At 70.0% G+C, this 20,250-nt stretch carries 19 protein-coding genes and 2 pseudogenes; 18 read left to right on the top strand and 3 right to left on the bottom strand.

Annotated elements, in window-relative coordinates:
- Positions 1-120 precede the first annotated feature (120 nt).
- The 13 genes from RNB18_RS05130 to RNB18_RS05070 all read left to right on the top strand — a co-directional run bounded on the left by RNB18_RS05130 (position 121) and on the right by RNB18_RS05070 (position 11,853).
- Positions 121-1,236, top strand: coding sequence for an enolase C-terminal domain-like protein (locus RNB18_RS05130; RefSeq protein ID WP_311712924.1), 1,116 nt, complete (start codon positions 121-123; stop codon positions 1,234-1,236).
- Positions 1,237-1,329: 93 nt separating this feature from the next.
- Positions 1,330-2,694 carry an ABC transporter substrate-binding protein gene (locus tag RNB18_RS05125; RefSeq protein WP_311712923.1) on the top strand — a complete coding sequence of 455 codons (1,365 nt, stop codon included), beginning with the start codon at positions 1,330-1,332 and terminating at the stop codon, positions 2,692-2,694.
- A 12-nt stretch (positions 2,695-2,706) separates the two neighbouring features.
- Positions 2,707-3,627 (top strand): carbohydrate ABC transporter permease, encoded by a 921-nt coding sequence (locus tag RNB18_RS05120; RefSeq protein WP_311712922.1) that lies wholly within the window; start codon positions 2,707-2,709, stop codon positions 3,625-3,627.
- Positions 3,628-3,704: 77 nt separating this feature from the next.
- A complete protein-coding gene (locus tag RNB18_RS05115) occupies positions 3,705-4,589 on the top strand; it encodes a carbohydrate ABC transporter permease (RefSeq protein ID WP_311713027.1) in 885 nt (294 codons plus the stop codon).
- Positions 4,590-4,674: 85 nt separating this feature from the next.
- Positions 4,675-5,016: an L-rhamnose mutarotase gene (locus RNB18_RS05110; protein ID WP_311712921.1), complete on the top strand. Its 342-nt coding sequence runs from the start codon at positions 4,675-4,677 to the stop codon at positions 5,014-5,016.
- 26 nt (positions 5,017-5,042) lie between these two features.
- Positions 5,043-5,894, top strand: coding sequence for a fumarylacetoacetate hydrolase family protein (locus RNB18_RS05105; protein ID WP_311712920.1), 852 nt, complete (start codon positions 5,043-5,045; stop codon positions 5,892-5,894).
- A 38-nt stretch (positions 5,895-5,932) separates the two neighbouring features.
- The gene (locus tag RNB18_RS05100; protein WP_311713026.1) at positions 5,933-6,691 is read left to right on the top strand and encodes an SDR family NAD(P)-dependent oxidoreductase; all 759 of its coding nucleotides are present in this window, start codon (positions 5,933-5,935) and stop codon (positions 6,689-6,691) included.
- Positions 6,688-7,758, top strand: a complete 1,071-nt coding sequence (locus RNB18_RS05095; protein WP_311712919.1) for an aldo/keto reductase — start codon at positions 6,688-6,690, stop codon at positions 7,756-7,758. Before RNB18_RS05100 ends, RNB18_RS05095 begins: the two co-directional genes overlap by 4 nt.
- The gene (locus RNB18_RS05090; RefSeq protein WP_311712918.1) at positions 7,730-8,641 is read left to right on the top strand and encodes an amidohydrolase family protein; all 912 of its coding nucleotides are present in this window, start codon (positions 7,730-7,732) and stop codon (positions 8,639-8,641) included. The genes RNB18_RS05095 and RNB18_RS05090 overlap by 29 nt, the downstream gene beginning before the upstream one ends.
- Positions 8,632-9,372: a (Fe-S)-binding protein gene (locus RNB18_RS05085; protein ID WP_311712917.1), complete on the top strand. Its 741-nt coding sequence runs from the start codon at positions 8,632-8,634 to the stop codon at positions 9,370-9,372. Before RNB18_RS05090 ends, RNB18_RS05085 begins: the two co-directional genes overlap by 10 nt.
- The gene (locus RNB18_RS05080; protein ID WP_311712916.1) at positions 9,369-10,853 is read left to right on the top strand and encodes a LutB/LldF family L-lactate oxidation iron-sulfur protein; all 1,485 of its coding nucleotides are present in this window, start codon (positions 9,369-9,371) and stop codon (positions 10,851-10,853) included. The genes RNB18_RS05085 and RNB18_RS05080 overlap by 4 nt, the downstream gene beginning before the upstream one ends.
- On the top strand, positions 10,850-11,485 hold the full coding sequence (locus tag RNB18_RS05075) for a LutC/YkgG family protein (RefSeq protein ID WP_311712915.1): 636 nt from the start codon (positions 10,850-10,852) through the stop codon (positions 11,483-11,485). The genes RNB18_RS05080 and RNB18_RS05075 overlap by 4 nt, the downstream gene beginning before the upstream one ends.
- 233 nt (positions 11,486-11,718) lie before the next feature.
- On the top strand, positions 11,719-11,853 hold the full coding sequence (locus RNB18_RS05070) for a hypothetical protein (RefSeq protein WP_311712914.1): 135 nt from the start codon (positions 11,719-11,721) through the stop codon (positions 11,851-11,853).
- A 1,500-nt stretch (positions 11,854-13,353) separates the two neighbouring features.
- Here RNB18_RS05070 and RNB18_RS05065 read toward each other — a convergent pair.
- Positions 13,354-14,285, bottom strand: a pseudogene (locus RNB18_RS05065) (M56 family metallopeptidase).
- Positions 14,282-14,659 (bottom strand): BlaI/MecI/CopY family transcriptional regulator, encoded by a 378-nt coding sequence (locus RNB18_RS05060; RefSeq protein WP_311712913.1) that lies wholly within the window; start codon positions 14,657-14,659, stop codon positions 14,282-14,284. The pseudogene RNB18_RS05065 and the gene RNB18_RS05060 overlap by 4 nt, the downstream one beginning before the upstream one ends.
- A 117-nt stretch (positions 14,660-14,776) precedes the next feature.
- Between RNB18_RS05060 and RNB18_RS05055 the strand changes: the two genes are divergently transcribed.
- The 4 genes from RNB18_RS05055 to RNB18_RS05040 are packed head-to-tail and all read left to right on the top strand — an operon-like array spanning position 14,777 to position 17,385.
- On the top strand, positions 14,777-15,442 hold the full coding sequence (locus RNB18_RS05055; RefSeq protein ID WP_311712912.1) for a DedA family protein: 666 nt from the start codon (positions 14,777-14,779) through the stop codon (positions 15,440-15,442).
- Positions 15,439-16,044, top strand: coding sequence for a phosphatase PAP2 family protein (locus tag RNB18_RS05050; RefSeq protein ID WP_311712911.1), 606 nt, complete (start codon positions 15,439-15,441; stop codon positions 16,042-16,044). The genes RNB18_RS05055 and RNB18_RS05050 overlap by 4 nt, the downstream gene beginning before the upstream one ends.
- The gene (locus RNB18_RS05045; RefSeq protein WP_311712910.1) at positions 16,041-16,769 is read left to right on the top strand and encodes a phosphatase PAP2 family protein; all 729 of its coding nucleotides are present in this window, start codon (positions 16,041-16,043) and stop codon (positions 16,767-16,769) included. The genes RNB18_RS05050 and RNB18_RS05045 overlap by 4 nt, the downstream gene beginning before the upstream one ends.
- Entirely contained in the window at positions 16,723-17,385 is a 663-nt protein-coding gene (locus RNB18_RS05040; protein WP_311712909.1) for a response regulator transcription factor, read from the top strand. The genes RNB18_RS05045 and RNB18_RS05040 overlap by 47 nt, the downstream gene beginning before the upstream one ends.
- A 13-nt stretch (positions 17,386-17,398) precedes the next feature.
- Here RNB18_RS05040 and RNB18_RS05035 read toward each other — a convergent pair.
- Positions 17,399-18,601, bottom strand: a pseudogene (locus RNB18_RS05035) (RNA-guided endonuclease InsQ/TnpB family protein); the annotation flags it as partial.
- A 167-nt stretch (positions 18,602-18,768) separates the two neighbouring features.
- On the opposite strand from RNB18_RS05035, the gene RNB18_RS05030 reads away from it, so the two are divergent.
- Complete coding sequence (locus RNB18_RS05030; protein ID WP_311712908.1) at positions 18,769-20,130, top strand: sensor histidine kinase; 1,362 nt, start codon at positions 18,769-18,771, stop codon at positions 20,128-20,130.
- Positions 20,131-20,250: the final 120 nt, after the last annotated feature.

Below are 20,250 nucleotides of genomic sequence, written 5' to 3'. Positions count from 1 at the left end.
CCCTTGCTGGTGCGGATGACGGCGATTCTACTGCGCAGGACTTCTTGACAGCATTCGTATGACGACTTACGTTACACGAAAATTTCGCAGCATTACTTCCCGGTCCAAGGGGTGCAAGCCGTGCGCGTTACCGAAGTCGAGTGCCATCCGGTCCGGGTGCCGGGAGTCAGTCCGCCCTTCGTCTGGCGGGACGGACTCCTGGGCAGCCCGTCCGAGGGCGAGGCCGCGGTGCTGCGCATCCGCACGGACGAAGGGGCCGAGGGTGTGGCCATGTCCCCTCGGCGGGGCAGCGGGGTCATCCTGGCGGACCTGCTGGACCGTGTGCTGCGCAAGGAGTTGGTGGGACAGGACCCCCTGCAGCGGGAATGGCTCTGGCACCGCATGTGGGAGCTGGACCGCACGGAGGAGCTGCCCCTCTATCTGCTGGGGCTGGTCGATACCGCGCTGTGGGATCTGGCCGGACGACTCTCCGACCGGCCCACCTGGCAGATGCTCGGCGGCTACCGCACCTCGATACCCGCGTATGCCTCCACTGTCACCTACTCCTCGATCGAGGAGTACCTGGACATCGCCGACCAGGCCCTGGAGCTCGGCTACCCCGCCATCAAGCTCCACGCCTGGGGTGACGCCCGCCGCGACGCCCGCCTGTCGGTGGCATTGCGCGAGCATGTGGGGGACGACGTCCCGCTGATGTTCGACGGCTCGGCGGGCTTCGACCTCCCCGACGCGATCCATCTCGGGCACGCTCTCTCGGACGCCGACTACCTCTGGTACGAGGAGCCGATGAGGGAGTTCAGTGTCACCGCGTACAAGCGCCTCGCCGACGCGGTGGCCGTCCCCCTCCTCGTGGCCGAGACCTCCGACGGGGCGCATATGAACTCGGCCGATTTCATCCAGGCCGGCGCCGCCACCTTCGGAGTCCGCGCCTCCACCCAACTGCGCGGCGGCTTCACCGGCGCGATGCGCACCGCCCACCTCGCCGACGCCTACCGGCTGCGCGCCGAGGTGCACGGGCCGGAGATCCCCAACAGGCATCTGTGCATGGCCATCTCGAACACCACGTACTACGAGTCGCTGGTCATGGGCAACCCCATCAGTCGCGAGAGCGGCATCGACGCCCACGGCCTCGTTCATGCCCCCACCGGTCCGGGCGTCGCCCTTCCTGCGGGCTTGGATTATCCTCCCGTCCTTCAGGGATTTGTCGACAAGGAGACCGTCACTCCGCCCCGGGCCTGATGACCGGACCGCAGGCCCGACCGCCTGACTCGAACACCCCGAACGCGGCGCCTCTCCCTGTTGTGCGCCTTTTCCCAAGATCTGAGGTCAGTCATGAACGACGACGTTCCGGTTTCCTCCCGCCGCCAGCTCAGACACGCGGCAGTCGCCGTCCTGGGCACCGTCTCCCTGCTCGCGCTCGCTGCCTGCGGCAGCGCGGACCCCACGCCCCCGGCGACTTCCTCCCCCGCTGCCTTCAAGCCTGTCGCGCAGCAGGAAGGCAGCGAGATCACGGTCTGGGCGGACGCCGCCCGTGTGCCCGGCGTGCAGGCATACCAGAAGGCGCACCCCGGCGTGAAGCTGAAGATCGTCACGTACAGCGGCGACGCCAACGGGGCCAACGACCTGCAGACCAAGGTGCAGCTGTTCGACCGGACCGGCAGCGGCTGGCCCGATGTCGCCTTCAGCGCCAACGTCAACGACGGCAGCTGGGCCGCCCAGGGCAAGACGCCCTATGCCGCGCCCGTCGACAAGGGCCTGATCCAGCCGTCGACCCTGAACGGCTTCGCGCACGGCGCACTGAACCCCTGCAAGTTCAACGGCGGCACCTACTGTCTGCGCAACGACCTGGCCCAGAACGTGCTCTGGTACAACAAGGAGCTCATGGGCAAGTGGGGCTACTCCGTCCCGACCACCTGGGAGGAGTACCAGGCTCTCGGCGAGAAGGTGGCCAGGGAACACCCCGGATACCTGGTCGGAACGGCCGGGGACGCCTGGACTCCTGAGGTGTACTTCTGGGCGAGTCAGTGCACCGCCAGCACCACGACCGGCGCCAAGAAGGTCACCGTGGACCTGCACGACCCCAAGTGCACCCGGATGGCCAAGCTGCTCGACGGTCTGATCGCCAAGGGATCGGTCGCCAAGGACACCGTCTTCAGTGCCGGCTTCATCAAGAACCAGGCGAGCAAGGTCCTGATGCTCCCCGGCCCCTCCTGGTTCGGTCAGGTGCTCTTCAACTCCACCTTCAAGATCCCCAAGGGGCAGATCGCCGCCGCCTCCCCGCTGAAGTTCGAGGGCGACGCCAAGAACTACACCGGCAACGTCGGCGGCGGACTGTGGTTCGTCTCCTCCCACAGCAAGAACCTCAAGGCGGCCGCCGACCTGGTCACCTGGATGACAACCTCCGACGCCTACCAGGGCACCGCGGGCACCTACCCCGCGTACAAGAAGGCAGCCGTCGCCTGGCTCGCCGGCCAGAAGAAGACCGGCTACTTCGCCGAGGACGTCGGCCCGGTCTTCCAGGAGGCAGCGGAACTCATCTGGCCCGGCTGGTCCGCCACCCAGTACAGCCAGGAGGCGATCTACTCCTCCACCGTGATCCCCGCCCTGAACTCGGGCAAGACCCTCACGGACACCCTGGGCACCTGGCAGACGGCCATCACCGACAAGGCCAAGTCCCTCGGATACACCGTCAACTAGCGAAGCGGACCGATGACCACCCACCTCGCAACGGAGCGGAGCGGCCGCCGCGGCGGCCCCTCGGCCCGCAACCCGGTCGGACGCGCCGGCTACGTCTTCGTCTCCGGCTATGTCCTCCTCCTGCTCGCCTTCGGCGTCCTGCCCACCTGTTACGCGGTGTGGCTGGCGCTGTCCAACTCCCGCAACCAACTCGTCGGACTCGGCAACTTCACCCGGACGTTCACCGACTACCGCTTCGGACCGGCCTTCCTCCACATCGGCCTGTACCTGGTGGTCTGGCTGGCCGGCCTGATGATCCTGGTGGTGCTGCTCTCCCTGATGCTGCACGGCCGCATGCGCAGGGCCTCCACCACCCTGAGGTTCCTGTTCTACCTGCCGGGGGCCCTCGCCGGGGTGGCGAGCGTACTGCTCTTCCTCATCCTCCTCGACCCGGCGGCCAGTCCCGTCGGCTGGCTGCTGAAGGGCTTCGGCTGGAACACCCTCGCCCAGGTCAACGCCCCCGGCCACCTGCCGGTTCTCTTCACCGTCATCGCCTTCTGGACCGGGGCCGGCGGGTGGATCGTGGTCATGTACGGCGCGCTCAACAGCATCCCCGGCGAAATCCTGGAGGCCGCCCGCATCGACGGCGCCGGCACGCTCCAGATCGCCCTTCGCATCCAGATCCCGATGATCACCAAGTGGATCGCGTACATGCTGATCCTGGCCTTCGCGGCCGGCACGCAGCTCTTCGTCGAGCCGCAACTGGTCTCCCTCGCCAGCTGGGGCATGATCCCCGACAGCTGGTCACCGAACCAGCTCTCCTACCAGTACGCCTTCCAGGCTGGCGACTTCAACGGCGCGGCGGCGCTCTCCGTCGACCTTCTCATCCTGGGCCTCGCCTGCGCGGCGCTCGTCGTCTTCCGTACCGGCCTGTTCGAGAGGGACGAAGGATGACCACAGCTCCCACGACCGCAGCCCGCCGAAACCCGCCGCCCCGTACCGCCGGCGCCCGCACCAGCCCGAGGAAGCCCATGCGCCGGAAGCGCCGCCCAAGCTCACTGGCCGCCCGGCTGACCTGGCTCATCGCCATGGGCCTGGCCGTGCTGTTCTTCTGTGTGCCGGTGGTGTGGCTGCTGCTGGCCACGACCAAGACCGACGGCCAGATCGTGCGGGACAACCCGTTCTCCTTCGGCTCCCTCACCGCGATCGCCGACGCCTGGCACCACCTCTACGCCTTCCAGCAAGGCGCCATCCTCACCTGGCTGAAGAACTCGGCGCTCTACACCTTCGGCGCACTGGCCATCACCCTCGTGACATCGGTCCCCGCCGGGTACGCGCTGGCTCTCACTCAGTTCATCGGGCGCCGGATGCTGCTGACCATCACCATGCTGGTGATGCTCATGCCGACAGCCGCGATGGTGCTTCCCCTGTACCTGGGGATGAACGCCGTGCACCTGGACGGCACGATCTGGTCGGTGATCCTGCCGTTCTCTTTCTTCCCGTTCGGGGTCTACCTCACCTACATCTACTTCTCCTCCAATGTTCCCTCCGACCTGCTGTCCGCAGCACGGATCGATGGGTGCTCGGAGTGGCAGGTCTTCCGTCTCGTCGCGATGCCGCTGGCCAAGCCCGTGATCGCCCTGGTCGGCTTCTTCAACTTCGTCGGCAACTGGAACAACTTCTTCCTGCCGTTCGTGATGCTGCCCGACAGCTCCCAGTATCCGGCGCAGGTGGGGCTGAACAATCTGCTCGCCGCCTCGCCGCTGTTCAACACCTCCAGCGGCGCGGGCAACCAGATCATGCGACCCGAACTGGCGCTGGCCACCCTGGTGACCATCGTGCCGGTCCTGATCGTCTTCCTCTTCTCCCAACGTGCTCTGGTGACCGGCATGCTCGCCGGCGCGACCAAGGAGTGAGGCAGCAGCCGCACTCTTGGCGCCGCTCCGTAGTGGCTGAGCCGCCGTGTTGGCGACGCCTCCCACACTCGCCGGAAGGACCCCGATGAAACGGGTTGCCCAGACGATCCGCCTGCGGCCCGAGCACCGTGACCTGTATCTGCGCCTGCACTCCGCGGTCTGGCCGGGGGTCGAGGCCGCGCTGCGGGCCGCGAACATCCGCAACTACAGCATCTTTCTGCGCGAGGACACGCTGTTCGGCTACTTCGAGTACCACGGCGACGACTTCGAGGCGGATATGGCCGCTATCGGCGCCGACACGGCCACCCGCGCCTGGTGGGAGCTCACCGGCCCCTGCCAGGAGCCCTGGGCCGATACCGGTACCGGGGGCAGCTGGTCGGACCTGACCGAGATCTGGCATCTGACTCCCCCGGCGACATCCGACTGACCACCACTCATGGCAAGGAGAAGCCAGTGAGACTTCTACGAGTCGGCGCGCCCGGCGAGGAGCGGCCCGCCGTCCGCACCGACGACGGCCGGCTGCTTGACCTGTCGTCCGTGACGCCGGACATCGACGGCGTCTTCCTGGCTTCAGGCGGAGTCGACCGGGCCCGGGTGGCCGTCACGGCGGCTGAACTGCCCGAGCTGGACCCGGTCGGGCTGCGCATCGGAGCACCCGTAGCCCGTCCCGGCAAGATCGTCTGCGTCGGGCTGAACTACCGCGACCACGCCGCCGAGACCGGTGCGGCGATCCCCACACGTCCGGTGGTCTTCATGAAGGACCCGGGCACGGTCGTCGGCCCGTACGACGAGGTGCTGATCCCCCGCGGCTCCGTGAAGACCGACTGGGAGGTCGAGCTGGCGGTCGTCATCGGACGGCGGGCCCGCTACCTCGACGGTCCGGAAGCCGCGCGGGCCGTGATCGCGGGGTACGCGATCAGCCATGACGTGTCGGAGCGGGAGTTCCAGCTGGAGTACTCCTCGCAATGGGACCTGGGCAAGTCCTGCGAGACGTTCAACCCACTCGGACCGTGGCTGGTGACCGCCGACGAGGTCGGCGATCCGCAGGACCTCGGGCTGCACCTGAGCGTCAACGGCGTGAAGCGGCAGGACGGGCACACCAGCGACATGATCTTCCCGGTCGACCACATCGTGTCGTACCTGAGCCAGTACATGGTCCTGGAACCGGGCGACGTGATCAACACCGGTACGCCGGCGGGCGTGGCCCTCGGCCTCCCCGGCACCCCCTATCTGCGCCCCGGCGACACCGTCGAACTCTCCGCCGGCGGCCTCGGCGCCCAGCGCCAGACTTTCGGCCAAGCGTGAAAGGCGCCCCCTTGAGCAAGTCGAGTCAGTTGAGCAGCTTGAGCGGCCTGTCAGGGCTCAAGGCCGTCGTCACCGGCGGCGCGTCCGGGATCGGGCTGGCCACGTCCCGGATGCTGGCGGAGCACGGCGCCACGGTGGCCGTCCTCGACCTCGACCCCTCCGGCGCCCCCGAGCCGCTGATCGCCATCAAGGCCGACCTCGGCGACGACGCCTCGGTACGTATCGCCGTGGACGCCGCTGCCGAGCGACTCGGTAGCCTGGACATCCTGGTCAACAACGCGGGCATCGGCGCCATCGGCACCGTCGAGGACAACCCCGACGAGGAGTGGCACCGCGTCCTCGACGTCAACGTCCTCGGGACGGTGCGCACCACCCGGGCCGCCCTCCCGTATCTGCGGCGCTCGTCGCACGCGGCGATCGTCAACACCTGTTCCATCGCGGCCACCGCGGGCCTCCCCCAGCGCGCCCTGTACTCCGCCGGCAAGGGCGCGGTGCTGTCGCTGACCCTGGCGATGGCCGCCGACCACGTCCGTGAGGGCATCCGCGTCAACTGCGTCAACCCCGGCACCACCGACACCCCCTGGGTGACCCGACTCCTCGACGCCGCCGACGACCCGGAGGCGGAACGCGCCGCCCTCGACGCACGCCAGCCCCTGGGCCGCCTGGTCACCGCGGACGAGGTGGCGGCGGCCGTGGTCTATCTGGCGAGCCCCGCAGCGGCCTCCGTCACCGGCATCGCCCTCGCCGTCGACGGTGGCATGCAGGGACTCCGGCTGCGCCCGGCGGCCGGCTCATGAGAACGACCACGCTGGGCACCACCGACGTCAGGGTCACCGAGCTGTCCTTCGGGGCCGCCGGCATCGGAAACCTCTTCAGCCCGGTCACCGACGAGGCCGCGTCCGCCGCGGTGGAGGCCGCCTGGGACGCCGGCGTACGCACCTTCGACACCGCCCCGCACTACGGACTCGGGGTGTCCGAGCGACGCTTGGGCGCCGCGCTGCGCGGCCGGGACCGCGACACGTACACCGTCTCCACCAAGGTCGGGCGGCTACTCGAACCTGACCCGGACGGCGGCCGCGGCGACGACCTCACACACGGCTTCGCCGTGCCCGACACCCACCGCCGTGTCTGGGACTTCAGCTCCGACGGCGTCCTGCGCTCCCTGGAAGCGAGCCTGGACCGCCTCGGCCTGGACCGGGTGGACATCGCCCTGCTGCACGACCCGGACCACCACGCCGAGCAGGCCCTCACCGAGGCGTACCCGGCGCTGGAACGGCTGCGCGGCGAAGGCGTCGTCAAGGCGATCGGCATCGGAGCGAACCAGTGCGCGCTCCCCGCCCGCTTCCTGCGCGAGACCGACATCGACGTGGTGCTGCTCGCCGGCCGCTACACCCTGCTGGAACAGGAAGGGCTGGCGGAGGTACTGCCCGAGGCAGCCGCCCGAGGCAGGAGTGTCATCGTCGGAGGGGTGTTCAACTCAGGTCTGCTCACCGACCCGAAACCCGGGTCCATGTACGACTACGCGCCCACCCCACCACATGTGCTCGACCGGGCCCTGTGCATGAAGGCGGTCACCGAACGCCACGGCGTACCGCTGCGCGCAGCCGCTCTGCGCTTCCCGCTCGGCCATCCGGCGGTCGCGAGCGTGCTATCCGGTGCGCGTTCCGCCGAGGAGGTCCGCGACACGGTGGACCAGCTGCGGCGAACGGTACCGGCCGCGATCTGGGACGGACTACGCGCCGAGGGGCTGCTGCCCCCACACGTCCCTGTCGCCATCGCCGCCGCACCGGTCGACGAAGCCGATCGGCCGCAGGACGAGTCGAGGAGTCGTGGGGGTGACCGCCGTGGAGGGGAACACCGCTGAGGGCGTCATCGACGCGCACCACCACGTGTGGGACCTCTCCGTCCGCGACCAGGACTGGATCACCGGACCGGAACTCGCCCCGCTGCGCCGCGACTTCCTGCTCGCCGACCTCGAGCCCGAGGCCCGGACGGCCGACGTCACCGCGACGGTCCTGGTCCAGACGATCGACGTTCCGGAGGAGACGCCCGAGTTCCTGGCGTTGGCCCTGGACAGCGACCTGGTGGCCGGCGTCGCGGGCTGGATCGACCTGACCTCCTCGGATGTCGCCCGCGCGCTCGCGGTGCTGCGGGAGGGACCGGGCGGCGAGTACCTGGTGGGCATCCGACACCAGGTGCAGGGCGAATCCGACCCTCGCTGGCTGATGCGGCCGGACGTACTACGTGGGCTCGCCGCGGTGGCCGAAGCGGGGCTCGTGTACGACCTGGTCGTCAAGCCGCATCAGCTCGCGGCCGCCCATGAGACCGCCCGACTGTTTCCCGGCCTCACCTTCGTACTCGATCACGCGGGCAAGCCCCCCATCGCCTCGGGCGAGCTGCGGCCATGGGCGGACGCGGTGCGCCTGCTGGCCTCGTTGCCCAACACTGTCTGCAAGCTCTCCGGCATGGTGACCGAGGCCGACTGGGACCGGTGGAGCGTCGAGGACCTACGGCCGTATGCGGACACGGTGCTGGACGCCTTCGGCCCGCGGCGGCTGATGTTCGGCTCCGACTGGCCGGTCTGCCGACTGGCCGCCTCCTACGCCGAAGTCGTCGCCGCCGCACGGGAGTTGACGGCCGCCCTCCATCCTGCCGAACGCCACGAGGTCTTCACCGGAACGGCCCTGCGGACCTACGGCCTGACCGTCACCGGCTCTCCGGCCGCTCAGGACGCACCATGCGCATAGCTCTGTTCATCACCTGTTTCAACGACATGATGTTCCCTCGCACCGGTCGTGCGGTGACCGAATTGCTGGAACGGCTCGGCCACACCGTGGAGTTCCCGCAGGGCCAGACCTGCTGCGGCCAGATGCACTTCAACACCGGCTACCGCCCCGAGACCCTGCCCATGGTGCGCCGTTTCGCGGAGGTCTTCGCGGGCTACGACGCCGTGGTCACCCCTTCCGGGTCCTGCGCGGGCATGGTGCGCGACCACCACCGGGTGGTGGCCGGCCAGTTGGAGGACTCCGCGCTCACCGAGGCGGTCGAGCGGGTGGTGCCGACGGTGTACGAGCTGTCGGAACTCCTCGTCGACGTCCTCGGCGTCACCGACGTCGGCGCCCACTTCCCGCACCGGGTCACCTATCACCCGACCTGCCACTCGCTGCGCATGCTGCGTGTCGGCGACCGGCCGCTCAGGCTGCTGCGCGCGGTGAAGGGCATCGACCTGGTCGAACTGCCCGACGCGGAGTCCTGCTGCGGCTTCGGCGGCACCTTCGCGCTGAAGAACGCGGACGTTTCCAACGCGATGCTCGCCGACAAGATGCGCCATGTCCTGGACACCGGCGCCGAGTACCTGTGCGCGGGCGACAACTCCTGCCTGACGCACATCGGCGGCGGCCTGTCCCGGCTGCGCACCGGCGTCGGCACGATGCACCTGGCCGAGATCCTGGCCTCCACAGAAGGAGACATACGGTGAGCGGCGCCGACAACGTCATATGGCTGGGCACCCCGCCCTTCCCCGAGGCAGCACGCGCCGCGCTCGCCGACACCCGGCTGCGCGCGAACCTGCGCCGGGCCACGGGCACCATCCGGGACCGGAGGCTGGCGGTCACCGCCGAACTCGACGACTGGGAGGACCTGCGGGACAGGGCGTCGGCCGTCAAGCGCCGCACCCTGCGTCACCTCGACCGCCATCTCCTGCGGCTGGAGGAGACGGTGATCGCCGCCGGCGGCACGGTCCACTGGGCGGCGGACGCGGCCGAGGCGAACCGCATCGTCACGCGGCTGGTGCTGGCGACCGGCGCGAGCGAGATCGTCAAGGTCAAGTCGATGGCGACCCAGGAGATCGGCCTCAACGAGGCGCTGGCCGAAGCGGGCGTCCGCGCCTACGAGACCGATCTCGCCGAACTGATCGTGCAGCTTGGCGGTGACCGGCCCTCGCACATCCTTGTACCGGCTATCCACCGGGGCCGCTCCGAGATCCGCGAGATCTTCCGGCAGCAGATGGGGAAGTGGGGCCGGCCGGCCCCCGAGGGACTCACCGACGACCCACGCGACCTGGCCGAAGCGGCCCGGCTCCATCTGCGGGAGAAGTTCCTGCGGGCCAAGGTGGCCGTCTCCGGAGCCAACTTCGCCGCCGCCGACACCGGAACGGTCGTGGTCGTGGAGTCCGAGGGCAACGGGCGGATGTGCCTGACCCTGCCGGAGACCCTGATCACCGTCATGGGCATCGAGAAGGTCCTGCCCTCCTTCTCCGACCTGGACGTCTTCCTCCAGCTGCTGCCCCGCTCGTCCACGGGCGAGCGCATGAACCCCTACACCTCACTGTGGACCGGCGTCACCGAGGGAGACGGGCCGCAGGACTTCCATCTAGTCCTCCTCGACAACGGCCGCACCGCGACCCTGGCCGACGAGGTGGGCCGCCAGGCGCTGTCCTGCATCCGCTGCTCGGCCTGCCTGAACGTCTGCCCGGTGTACGAGCGCACCGGCGGCCACGCCTACGGCTCGGTGTACCCCGGCCCGATCGGCGCCGTGCTCACCCCACAGCTCGTCGGCGTGGAGAACGCGGCCCCCCTGCCCTTCGCCTCCACCCTGTGCGGCGCCTGCTACGACGCCTGCCCGGTCAAGATCGACATTCCGGAGGTGCTCTTCCATCTGCGGGCGAAGGCCGTGGAGGCCAAGCGGCGGGACCGGCTGCTGCCCACCCCCGAGGCGCTCGCCATGAAGGCCGCAGGCGCGGTGCTGTCCTCCCCGAGGCGGCTGGCGGCGGTTCAGCGACTCGCCGCACTGGGCGCCCGGCTGGTGTCCCGCGACGGCCGGATCGGAGTCCTGCCCGGCCCTTTCGCCCGCTGGTCCGGCACCCGTGACACCCCCTCGCCGGCGCGCGAGTCCCTGCGCGCCTGGTGGCGACGGACGAGGGAGGCAGGCCGTACGACGACCGAAGGGAAGGACCGATGAGCGGCCGCGACACCGTACTGCGCGACATCCGGAGCGCACTGGCCGACGTACCAGGCGCCGAGGCCCCCGACGACGACCCCGTCCCGCACGATCCGCGCTCCCAGCAGGCGGGGCTGGACGTCGTCGAGCTGTTCATCGAACGCGCCGCCGACTACCGCGCCACCGTCGTCCGCGTTCCGCCGTCCGACGCCGTCGCCGCCGTAGGCCGCGCGCTGGCCCGCACCGGAGCAAGGTCAGTTGTGCTGCCCCCGGGTTTCCCCGACGACCTCGTACCCGAAGGACCCTGGTCCCGGTTGGAGGACGTACTACCGCTCACGGTCCGACAGCTCGACGCGGCGGACGCCGTGCTCACCACCGTCGCCGCAGCGATCGCCCTCACCGGCACCGTCGTCCTCGACAGCGGACCGGGACAAGGACGCCGTGCGCTGACCTTGCTCCCGGATCAACATGTCTGCGTGGTCAGGGCCAGCCAGATCACCGCTGATGTGCCCGAGGTGTTGAACCTGCTCCACCCGCGCCGGCCGCTGACCCTGATCTCCGGTCCCTCAGCCACCAGCGACATCGAACTGGAGCGGGTGGAGGGCGTGCACGGACCGCGAACGCTCGACATCGTCGTGATCGCGGACGAGTAGGTCTCGGACACAGGACCGTCCATGGACGGCGTGTCCCAGCACCGGATGCACCCGCGCCTGACGGCGCACGGCCCCTGGCTCGAGCACTGCGGCGAACTCCGCTGATCCACGGCACGTTGGTCCGGCTGAAGGTCGATCGCCTGCCCGGCGACCGTGCCCCGAAGCGGTCTGGCTGTGGTCCTCGAAGACCTCGATGACCGGCGAAGACGTCGACGTACGCCGACAGGGACTCGATGTTCAGCTGGTTCGACAGCAGCCGCTACGTCACCGACCCCCGCCGCCAGGAGCAGCGGTTCGGCCCCGCCCCCACCGCCGAGGACGGCCTCGGCCGGTACACCGACGAGCTGGGCATGGCGCAGCACCCGTGACGGGGCCCGCATGCCGGTCCCGCCGCCCGGGCGAGGGGGCGGCCATACGAGAGAGGGTCGAGTAACCCCACCGGGGCCGTTTCCTCTTCGGGCCGTTTCCTTGCCCTCGGCCGTCGCCGGGACACTCCTCAGCAGCGACAGGCTTCCACAGCGCAGACACCAGCCGACGGCGCCCTACCCGCGTCCGCGCACCCGCCGCGCCCCGCCGGTATCAGCACTGCCTCCACCACCGGCCCGGTGCTCAACCGGCCGCCCCGTGGATGGCTGCCCCAGCAGCGCCACCATCAAATGGGACACCGAATCGCCCCCGAGACACCGTCGGCCTGGACACGTCTGCGCCGTCCCGGCCCCTGTACGGCCCCTGGGTCTTGGCATCGGCCCTCAGGGCAGCCGCCCGGACACCGAGCGACAACCTCGCTCACCTACTCCACCGCAGGTCAGATGGGTTGGAGCTCCCCTGACCGCCGCCGGACTCCAAACCCACGAGCAGCGGATTCAGTCCGTTCAGGCAAGGTTGACGATCCGACACCCAAAAATGGACGTTTCCGCAGGTCAGAAGCCTGCACAGGTGGGGCGGGTGGGACTCGAACCCACGGCCGACGGATTATGAGTCCGCTGCTCGACTCAACGACGAGGTTCGCTCCCTCGCCTCCCATCGGCCGCCGACGACGTCCGGAAGCCCGCTCCTGGACCGAACGATGTCTTTGCTGCGCCCCGCCGAAGCATGACGACCAGCGGCAGCTGCGTCGGTGAATGTCTCGCACGGAGGAGGCCGAGGGGTGGTCCGGGTCGCATGTCCGAGACCAAGATCCGGGCCATTCCCGGACCACGTTGCCAGCCGCCCGCCGACAGCGCACCGTCACCGCAGGTCAGCGCGGGTACTGCTCATGTACCACCAAGAGACGAAGAACGTTTTGGTTTCATACAGCCCGAAGAAACGTGGGTTCTTCTAGAGCCTGAAGTCGGTTACCTGAAGGCATCGTTGCGCTCCAGGCAACCCGACACCCTAGCTACCCGATGTAACGAGTTGGATTCTTGCCGTCACTCTATGGCGTCCCGCGGAGTTCCATCCGGACCAGTCGCGGACCAATTGGCACCGGAGAACATCACCCCGCGAGCCGTCACGACATCTGCCTGGGGCGCCTCGTCATCCACGCCCACGCCGACGACGGCTACACCACCGTGGCCGTCAGGACCTAACGCGACACCGGCAGGAGCGTCTACCTGCACGGCGAGAACCACCTGCGGCAGATCGCCGACACCTTCGACCGCACGCACGGAACCGCCGTACGCCCCGGCCCCGCCCCCCCCCATGACCGACACCGAGAACGCCTGAACGCCCACGCCTGCACCAGCCTGGCCCCCGCGCCCGGCAATGCCCCCACCGCGCCGCAGACCGAGCACGTCCCCGCCTACGCCCCCGACCCCGACCCCGGCAACAACGACGTCCTCCCGAGTTTTCTGATCGGACTGAGGGAGGGGCTCGAAGGAGGGAAGCGGTCAGCGGGGCTCCTCGCCCTGTGCGATCTCGACCTCATGGTGGAAGGTGATGGCGCCGGTGGCCACGGCGGTGGCGGACAGGGCCGGTGACGCGGCGAGGAGGAGGGCTGCCCAGCACACCGACCGGCGAGTGCGCCGCGCGGGGGTGGCGAGGAGGGCCGCGACGCGCTGGGGGACGGGGCCGGCGGTCGCTGCGGGAGCGAAGTCCGGACGAGTGGAGGACGCGGCCTGCCCGGCGAGCGCGGCGCGAGCGATGGCACGGGCCAGCAGGCGGCGATCTCCCACAACTGCGGCCGCAGATTCGTCGGCGGCGCGTTCGGCGGCCAGCCGGATGACGGCGCGGGCGGACCGCAGTGCGGGGTGGCAGTGGGCGGCGAGTTCGGCGGCGGCCAGGAAGTAATGGTGGCCGCCCCGGTTGTGGGCGCGTTCGTGGGCAAAGAGGGCGTCGCGCTCGTCCGGGCCGAGGCTGCGCAGCATGGCGTGGTGACAACGATGCGGTGCGGGCGCCCGGGCAGGGCGTAGGCATCCGGGTGCGGCGCGTCGATCACACACAGGTCGCCCGCGACGGGCCGCCGGTCGGCCTCGGCTCGGGCCGTGCGGAAGGCGCGCGTCTGGCGCAGGGCCGAGCGGCCGAGGGTCCAGGCGCCGATGGTGAGCAGGCCGGTGGCGATCGCGGCCGCCGGGAGGACCGCATAGTCCGACGGGGTGCGCAGGGGGTGGACGAGTTCGCCGAGGGCCGCGAAGGCGGGAACCTTGAGCAGCCCGGTCAGCACGAGGCAACCGAGGGCGGCCACGACGGCACCGGCCAGCACCAGGGCAGCACCGGTGAGCGCCCACAGTGCGGTGTTGGGGGCCAGCCGGGCGAGGGCCCGCCGGGCGAGCAGCGGCACCACGAAGGGCAGCAGGAGCGGAATCAGCAGCAGGGCGGTCATCGCTCGTCGGCCTCCAGCAGGTGACGCAGAAGCTGTTCATCGTCCCGCTTGAGCTGGGCGACGAAGCGGGCGAGGACGGTCCCGCGGTCACTGTTGCGGTCGCGGTCGAGTTCGGTGTGCATGCGCCGGGCGGTGAGACCTGCGGCGTCCTGCACGGGGTAGTAGGCGTAGCCGCGCCCCTGCGGGCGCCGGCCGACGATGCCCTTGTCGTGCAGACGGGACAGGATCGTCGACACCGTCGTACGGGCCAGCCCGGAGGCGATTTCGGTCTGGACCCGCCCGGGCGTGAGCGGGACCTCGGCTACCCAGAGAGCAGCCATGACGGCCGCTTCGAGCTCACCCGCAGGCCGTCTTTCGTCCTTCGCGTTGCTCATGGGAACGAACCTCACACCATCATCGTCTACAGTTCAGTAGACCGTCTACAGAATTGTAGTCCACCGGGTTGTCGCCTTCGCGAGCCCGCCCGTCCCCTTACGAGAGGGCCCGCATCCATGACCGCTTTGTTCACGGCCTCACAGCTCGCTGTGAATGTCCTGAGCGCCCAGTCCTTGCTGGCCGCCTTCGGCGTGCTGGGTGTCGGCGTGGTGATGTTCGCCGAGACGGGTCTGCTGATCGGCTTCTTCCTGCCCGGCGACTCCCTGCTGTTCACCGCAGGCCTGCTGTGCACGGGGAGCGGCCAGCATGGTGTGAAGCTGTCCCTCCCCCCGCTGCTGCTGGCCGCGGCCATAGGCGCGCTAGCCGGCGCGCAGTGCGGCTATCTGCTCGGCCGCAAGGCGGGCGGGGCCCTCCTGGCGCGCAGCCGCTCGGTCCGCCTGCGCGAAGGGGCGCACCGGGCCGAGGAGTTGTTGGAGCGGTACGGGTACGCGAAGGCAATCGTGCTGGCCCGGTTCGTACCGGTGGTGCGGACGGTCCTGAATCCGATGGCGGGCGCGCTCGGTGTTCCGGCGCGGACGTTCACCGTCTGGCAGGTGGCCGGCGGGCTCGTGTGGAGCCTGGGACTGACCCTGGGCGGTTACGCGCTGGGCTCCTCCATCCCCAATGTGGACCGCTACCTGCTGCCCATGGTCGCCGTGATCGTGGCCGTGTCGCTGCTTCCGCTCGCTGCTGAGTGGTACCGCTCCCGCCGGGCCGCCAAGGCGAAGGAGGTGCGCGGATGATCCTCGCTTTCGACGGCTCGTCGGTCGACGGCTCTGCCTACACAGATGTGGTGGATCTTGCTGACCGCTCGCCCGGGTGGCTGGACGACATGGTGTCGGCCTGGTCGACGTACGGACTGGCGGTGTTCGCCGTGCTGATGGCCGTTGCCTGGTGGCGGGCGCGACGAGTGAGTGCCACAGCGGCGGTGATCGCGCTGGGCGTTCCTTTGGTGGTGGTCGCGGGGTACGGGGTGGACGCCGCTCTGAAACTGGTCGTGCGCGAGACCCGGCCCTGTCAGAGCCTGCATGTGGCCACCCTGGAAGCATGCCCGGCACCGGGCGACTGGTCCTTCCCCAGCAACCACGCGGCCATCGCCGCCGCGGCCGCGGTCGCCCTCTGGTTCGTCTCCCGCCGGCTCGGTGCCGTCGCGGCCGTGGCCGCCTGCGCGATGGCGGTCTCCCGGGTCTGGGTCGGTGCGCACTATCCGCACGATGTCGCGGCAGGAGTGGTCGTGGGAGCCCTCGTGGCGGTGGGCCCGATGGCGGTGCTGCGCCGTCACCCCGATTCGCCGGCCGGGTGGATCACCGGCACGCGGCTGCGCCCGCTGCTGGCGGCGTCATGAAGCGCGCTGACGTGCGCGAGCTGGCCGGCAGCGTCGGCCTGGGCGCGTGGACGGCATTCGGCGTACTGACCATGCTTGTGATCGGCGACGGGAAGCCGCTGTACGGCGACGAGGACCTGTTGTCCTGGTCCGTCGCTCACCGCCCGAACGTGGCGGAGGCGCTGGCCCGTGGTCTGACCGCCACCGGAACCGGCGCCATACCGTACGCCCTCGCCGCACTGGCGGGGATCATCGCGGGGCGCACCCTGCGCCGACGCGCCATCGCCGCCGCGCTCTGTCTCATCTGCCTCGGAGCGGGACAGGCGGCACGGTACGGCGTGATGGCCCTCGTCGCCCGGCCCCGCCCCGACCAAACGGACTGGGCGACGCACGCCTCGGGTTGGGCCTTCCCGTCCGGCCACACCACGACGGCCGCGCTCACCGCCGGACTGCTCGTCATCGCCGTGTACGTGCGCGCCCCACACGGCAGGACCCCGCTCGCCCTCGTCATCGGCTGCTGGGGCGCCCTGGTCGGCCTGACCCGCGTCTACCTCAGGGTGCACTGGTTCACCGACGTCGTCGGCGGCTGGCTGTTCGCCCTCGGCTGGCTGGGCCTGTGCCTCTGTGCCGCAGCCTGGCGGCTGCCCGAGGGGTTCATCACAGGTACGCCGGACACCGACCACAAGCCCACGGAGGACCATGCGCCACAAAATCCTGGTCGTCGAGGACGATCACGCCCTGCGTGACGTCCTGCTTCGCGGCCTGCGCGACGAGGACTTCGACACCGTGCCCGCCCCGGACGGAGCATCCGCCCTGCGGCTGGCCGGTGATGACATCGCAGCGGCCGTCCTGGACGTCGGGTTGCCCGACGCGGACGGCCGAGACGTGTGCCAGGCAATGCGGGCGAACGGATTCCTCTCCCCCGTCATCTTCCTGACCGCCCATCACCGGCTCACCGACCGGCTGTCCGGGTTCTCCGCCGGGGGCGACGACTATCTGCCCAAGCCCTTCCACCTGTCCGAACTCGCCGCCAGACTACGGGCGGCGGTCAAACGCGCGGCACCGCTCCCTGCGGCCACGGCCGGTGATCTGCTCCTGGACGCCGTCCGGCACAGCGTCAGCGTGCGCGGCACCCAGGTCGACCTCACACCGACGGAGTTCCGCCTGCTGGCGGCGCTCATGACCGGCGCCGGAGGTGTCGTACGCCGGCGAGAGCTGCTCAGAGCAGGGTGGCCCGAAGGGGCCCAGGTCAGCGACAACACCCTCGACCAGTACCTGACCCGGCTGCGCCGCAAGCTGCGCAAGGCGGGCAGCGATCTGACCATCACCACCGCCCGCGGGATCGGCCACCGCCTGTCTTGACTTCCTCCCCCGCTTAAAGGCGGGGGATTCCAGCGGTCGCCCGCTGGGGTTCCTGCTTCACCGACGGCCGCCCCGTCCGGGAGGACTCCCGTTGAGGTCTTACACCGTCTCCACAGGCAGACGCCGCCAGCCCGGCGGCCATGATGTTACGCGCCGCGTTCACGTCGCGGTCATGCACGGTGCCGCAGGCGCACGCCCATTCCCGGACGTTCAGCGGCAGCTTCGCCGCGACCATGCCGCAGTTCCCGCACAGCTTGCTGCTGGGAAAGAAGCGGTCGATCACGACGAGCTCACGCCCGTACCAGGCGCACTTGTACTCCAGCAGGGAGCGCAGTTGCGTCCACGAAGCATCGGAAATGGCGCGCGCGAGCGTGCCGTTCTTCAGCAAGTTGTGGACGGTCAGGTCCTCGATCACGACCGTTTGGTTCTCACGGACGAGACGAGTCGACAGCTTGTGCAGGAAGTCGCGGCGCCGGTCGGCGATCCGCGCGTGGACCTTGGCGACGCGACGACGGGCTTTGTCCCGGTTCGCCGAGCCCTTCGCCTTGCGCGACAGCTCTCGCTGCGCGCGGGCCAGCCGCGCGCGATCCCGCCTCTCATGCTTCGGGTTGGCGACCTTCTCCCCGGTGGACAGCGTCACGAGAGAGGTGATCCCGGCGTCCAGGCCGACAGCCGCTGTGGTGGCGGCGGCCGGGACGATGGTGTCCTCGCACAGCAGGGACACAAACCAGCGACCTGCCGGGTCGCGGGACACCGTCGCCGTGGTCGGCTCCGCCCCTTCGGGCAGAGGACGGGACCAGCGGATATCCAGGGGCCTCGCCACCTTTGCGAGCGTGAGCTGCCCGTCGCGCCATGTGAAGGCGCTACGCGTGTACTCCGCCGACGCCCGCGACTTCTTCCGGCTCTTGTAGCGCGGGTACTTCGCGCGCTTGGCGAAGAAGTTCCCGAACGCCGTCTGAAGATGACGCAGCGCCTGCTGCAGCGGGACCGAGGACACCTCCGCCAGGAAGGCCAGCTCCTCGGTCTTCTTCCACTGCGTCAGCGCGGCGGAGGACTGCACGTAGGAGATGCGGCGCTGCTCGCCGTACCAGGCCCGGGTGCGCTCCCCCAGCGCCTTGTTGTAGACGAGGCGAACACAGCCGAACGTACGCGACAGCTCAGCCGCCTGCTCGCTCGTGGGGTAAAAGCGGTACTTGAACGCCCGCTTGACCTGCTCCGCCCTACCTCACACCGTATCAACCTCCATGTGAGCGGCGAGTGTCGGCCGGTGGACGGCGCACGCCGGTCCGCCCTGACGGCGAAACGGCTTCCCCTGCCCTGCCCCGAAGGAGCTTCGTTTCCTCCCCTGCCCAAGGGCCGGGCTATCCACAAAGGACAGACCCGATGAGCTCCGTGTTCTTCAGGCTGGCGCCGCGCACCCTGCGCGGCCGCCTCTCCCTGGTGGCCCTGACCACCGCCACCCTCCTGATGGTGATCCTCACCGTCGCCTTCAACACCGTCATCCGCCACCGCCTGCAGCACCAGGCCGACGACGAGTTGCGCACCCGGGCCGCCGCCGTCGCCACCACCATCGACACGCACGGCCGCAAGGTGCGTGTCCTGGAGACCTCCAACGACCGCCTTCTCGACACGAACGTGTGGATCTACACCGGCACACGGCTGCTCGAACAGCCACCAGCCACCACAACCCACAGCGCACTGGCTCGCGCCGCCGACAGGCTCGTGCGACAGGGCGGGACACACTGCCTGACCGCCGACGGACCGGACCCCGCCCGGCTGTGCAGCCAGTCCGTGTCCGGCGGCCGGAGCAGGGCGACCGTCGTCACCGCGCTGGACCTCTCCCCCTACCGGAGCTCGGCCGACACCCTGCTCCTGGCGTCTCTGGTGCTCGACGCGGTGATGCTCGCCTGCACCTACCTTCTGACGCGCCTCGCTGTCGGACGCGCGTTGCGTCCCGTGGGCACCATGACCGACCAGGCCACCCAGTGGAGCGCCGTCGCCTCCGCGGAACGTTTCAGTGCTCTACGGCGTCCGGCCGAACTCGCCCGTCTGGGCGCGTCGTTGGACGCGCTGCTGGACCGCATTCGAGCCGTCCTGCGTCATGAGCAGCAGTTGACCGGCGAGTTGTCGCACGAGCTGCGCACCCCGCTCAGCCGGATCGTCGCCGAACTCGACTGGTGGCAGGCCCGCCCACGCTCGACCGCCGAAACCGAAGCCACGCACGAGGTGATAGCCGACGCCGCCCGGTCCATGCGCACCATCTGCGACACCCTGCTGAACGACGCCCGCGAGGGCACGCCCACCGCTCCCGGCACGGCCGAGATCCTGCCGGCACTGCACCGACTCGCCGCACGCCTGGAGGCACCGGTCCACGTGACGGTCGACGTACGCGACGAGGGCTGCCCGCCGGAGGCCGGAGTCCAGGCCGCCCTCCTCGAACGCATCGTCAGTCCGCTGCTCACCAACGCCGTCCGGTACGCCACCTCCCGCGTCACCGTCACCGTGCGCCGGGAGTCGGACGGCGTACGCATCGACATCGTCGACGACGGTCCCGGGGTACCCGAGTCGTTCGCGGCGCAGCTTTTCCAGCCCGGCCGACGGGCCGATCCCGGCGACGGACACGGCGGAGCGGGGCTCGGGCTGCCGCTCGCGCGGCGCCTGGCCCGCTCCGCCGAGGGCGAGGTGACGTACGACCCCGGGCACACGCCCGGAGCCCGGTTCACGGTCAGACTGCCCGCCGGCTGACCGCCTCCCGCTCGATCGCCCCCTGCCGGGAGGCAGCGGTCCGGCGCTCCTGCCCCTGGGCATACGTGATCAGACCCACCAGGCGTCGCCGGCGAACCCGCCGGCGAACCCGCCGTACCG

The sequence above is a fragment of the Streptomyces doebereineriae genome (assembly GCF_031845645.1).
Classification (GTDB): Bacteria; Actinomycetota; Actinomycetes; order Streptomycetales; family Streptomycetaceae; genus Streptomyces; species Streptomyces canus.
The sequence above is the reverse complement of the archived record's forward strand: the minus strand, read 5'-3'. Positions and strand labels throughout refer to the sequence as shown.

Excerpts from the sequence above, each read along its gene's own strand:
- RNB18_RS05125 (WP_311712923.1), top strand. The coding sequence starts at position 1,330 with ATGAACGACGACGTTCCGGTTTCCTCCCGCCGCCAGCTCAGACACGCG.
- RNB18_RS05120 (WP_311712922.1), top strand. The coding sequence starts at position 2,707 with ATGACCACCCACCTCGCAACGGAGCGGAGCGGCCGCCGCGGCGGCCCC.
- RNB18_RS05115 (WP_311713027.1), top strand. The coding sequence starts at position 3,705 with ATGCGCCGGAAGCGCCGCCCAAGCTCACTGGCCGCCCGGCTGACCTGG.
- RNB18_RS05110 (WP_311712921.1), top strand. The coding sequence starts at position 4,675 with ATGAAACGGGTTGCCCAGACGATCCGCCTGCGGCCCGAGCACCGTGAC.
- RNB18_RS05095 (WP_311712919.1), top strand. The coding sequence starts at position 6,688 with ATGAGAACGACCACGCTGGGCACCACCGACGTCAGGGTCACCGAGCTG.
- RNB18_RS05085 (WP_311712917.1), top strand. The coding sequence starts at position 8,632 with ATGCGCATAGCTCTGTTCATCACCTGTTTCAACGACATGATGTTCCCT.
- RNB18_RS05075 (WP_311712915.1), top strand. The coding sequence starts at position 10,850 with ATGAGCGGCCGCGACACCGTACTGCGCGACATCCGGAGCGCACTGGCC.
- RNB18_RS05070 (WP_311712914.1), top strand. The coding sequence starts at position 11,719 with ATGTTCAGCTGGTTCGACAGCAGCCGCTACGTCACCGACCCCCGCCGC.
- RNB18_RS05060 (WP_311712913.1), bottom strand. The coding sequence starts at position 14,659 with ATGAGCAACGCGAAGGACGAAAGACGGCCTGCGGGTGAGCTCGAAGCG.
- RNB18_RS05055 (WP_311712912.1), top strand. The coding sequence starts at position 14,777 with ATGACCGCTTTGTTCACGGCCTCACAGCTCGCTGTGAATGTCCTGAGC.
- RNB18_RS05050 (WP_311712911.1), top strand. The coding sequence starts at position 15,439 with ATGATCCTCGCTTTCGACGGCTCGTCGGTCGACGGCTCTGCCTACACA.
- RNB18_RS05045 (WP_311712910.1), top strand. The coding sequence starts at position 16,041 with ATGAAGCGCGCTGACGTGCGCGAGCTGGCCGGCAGCGTCGGCCTGGGC.
- RNB18_RS05040 (WP_311712909.1), top strand. The coding sequence starts at position 16,723 with ATGCGCCACAAAATCCTGGTCGTCGAGGACGATCACGCCCTGCGTGAC.
- RNB18_RS05030 (WP_311712908.1), top strand. The coding sequence starts at position 18,769 with ATGAGCTCCGTGTTCTTCAGGCTGGCGCCGCGCACCCTGCGCGGCCGC.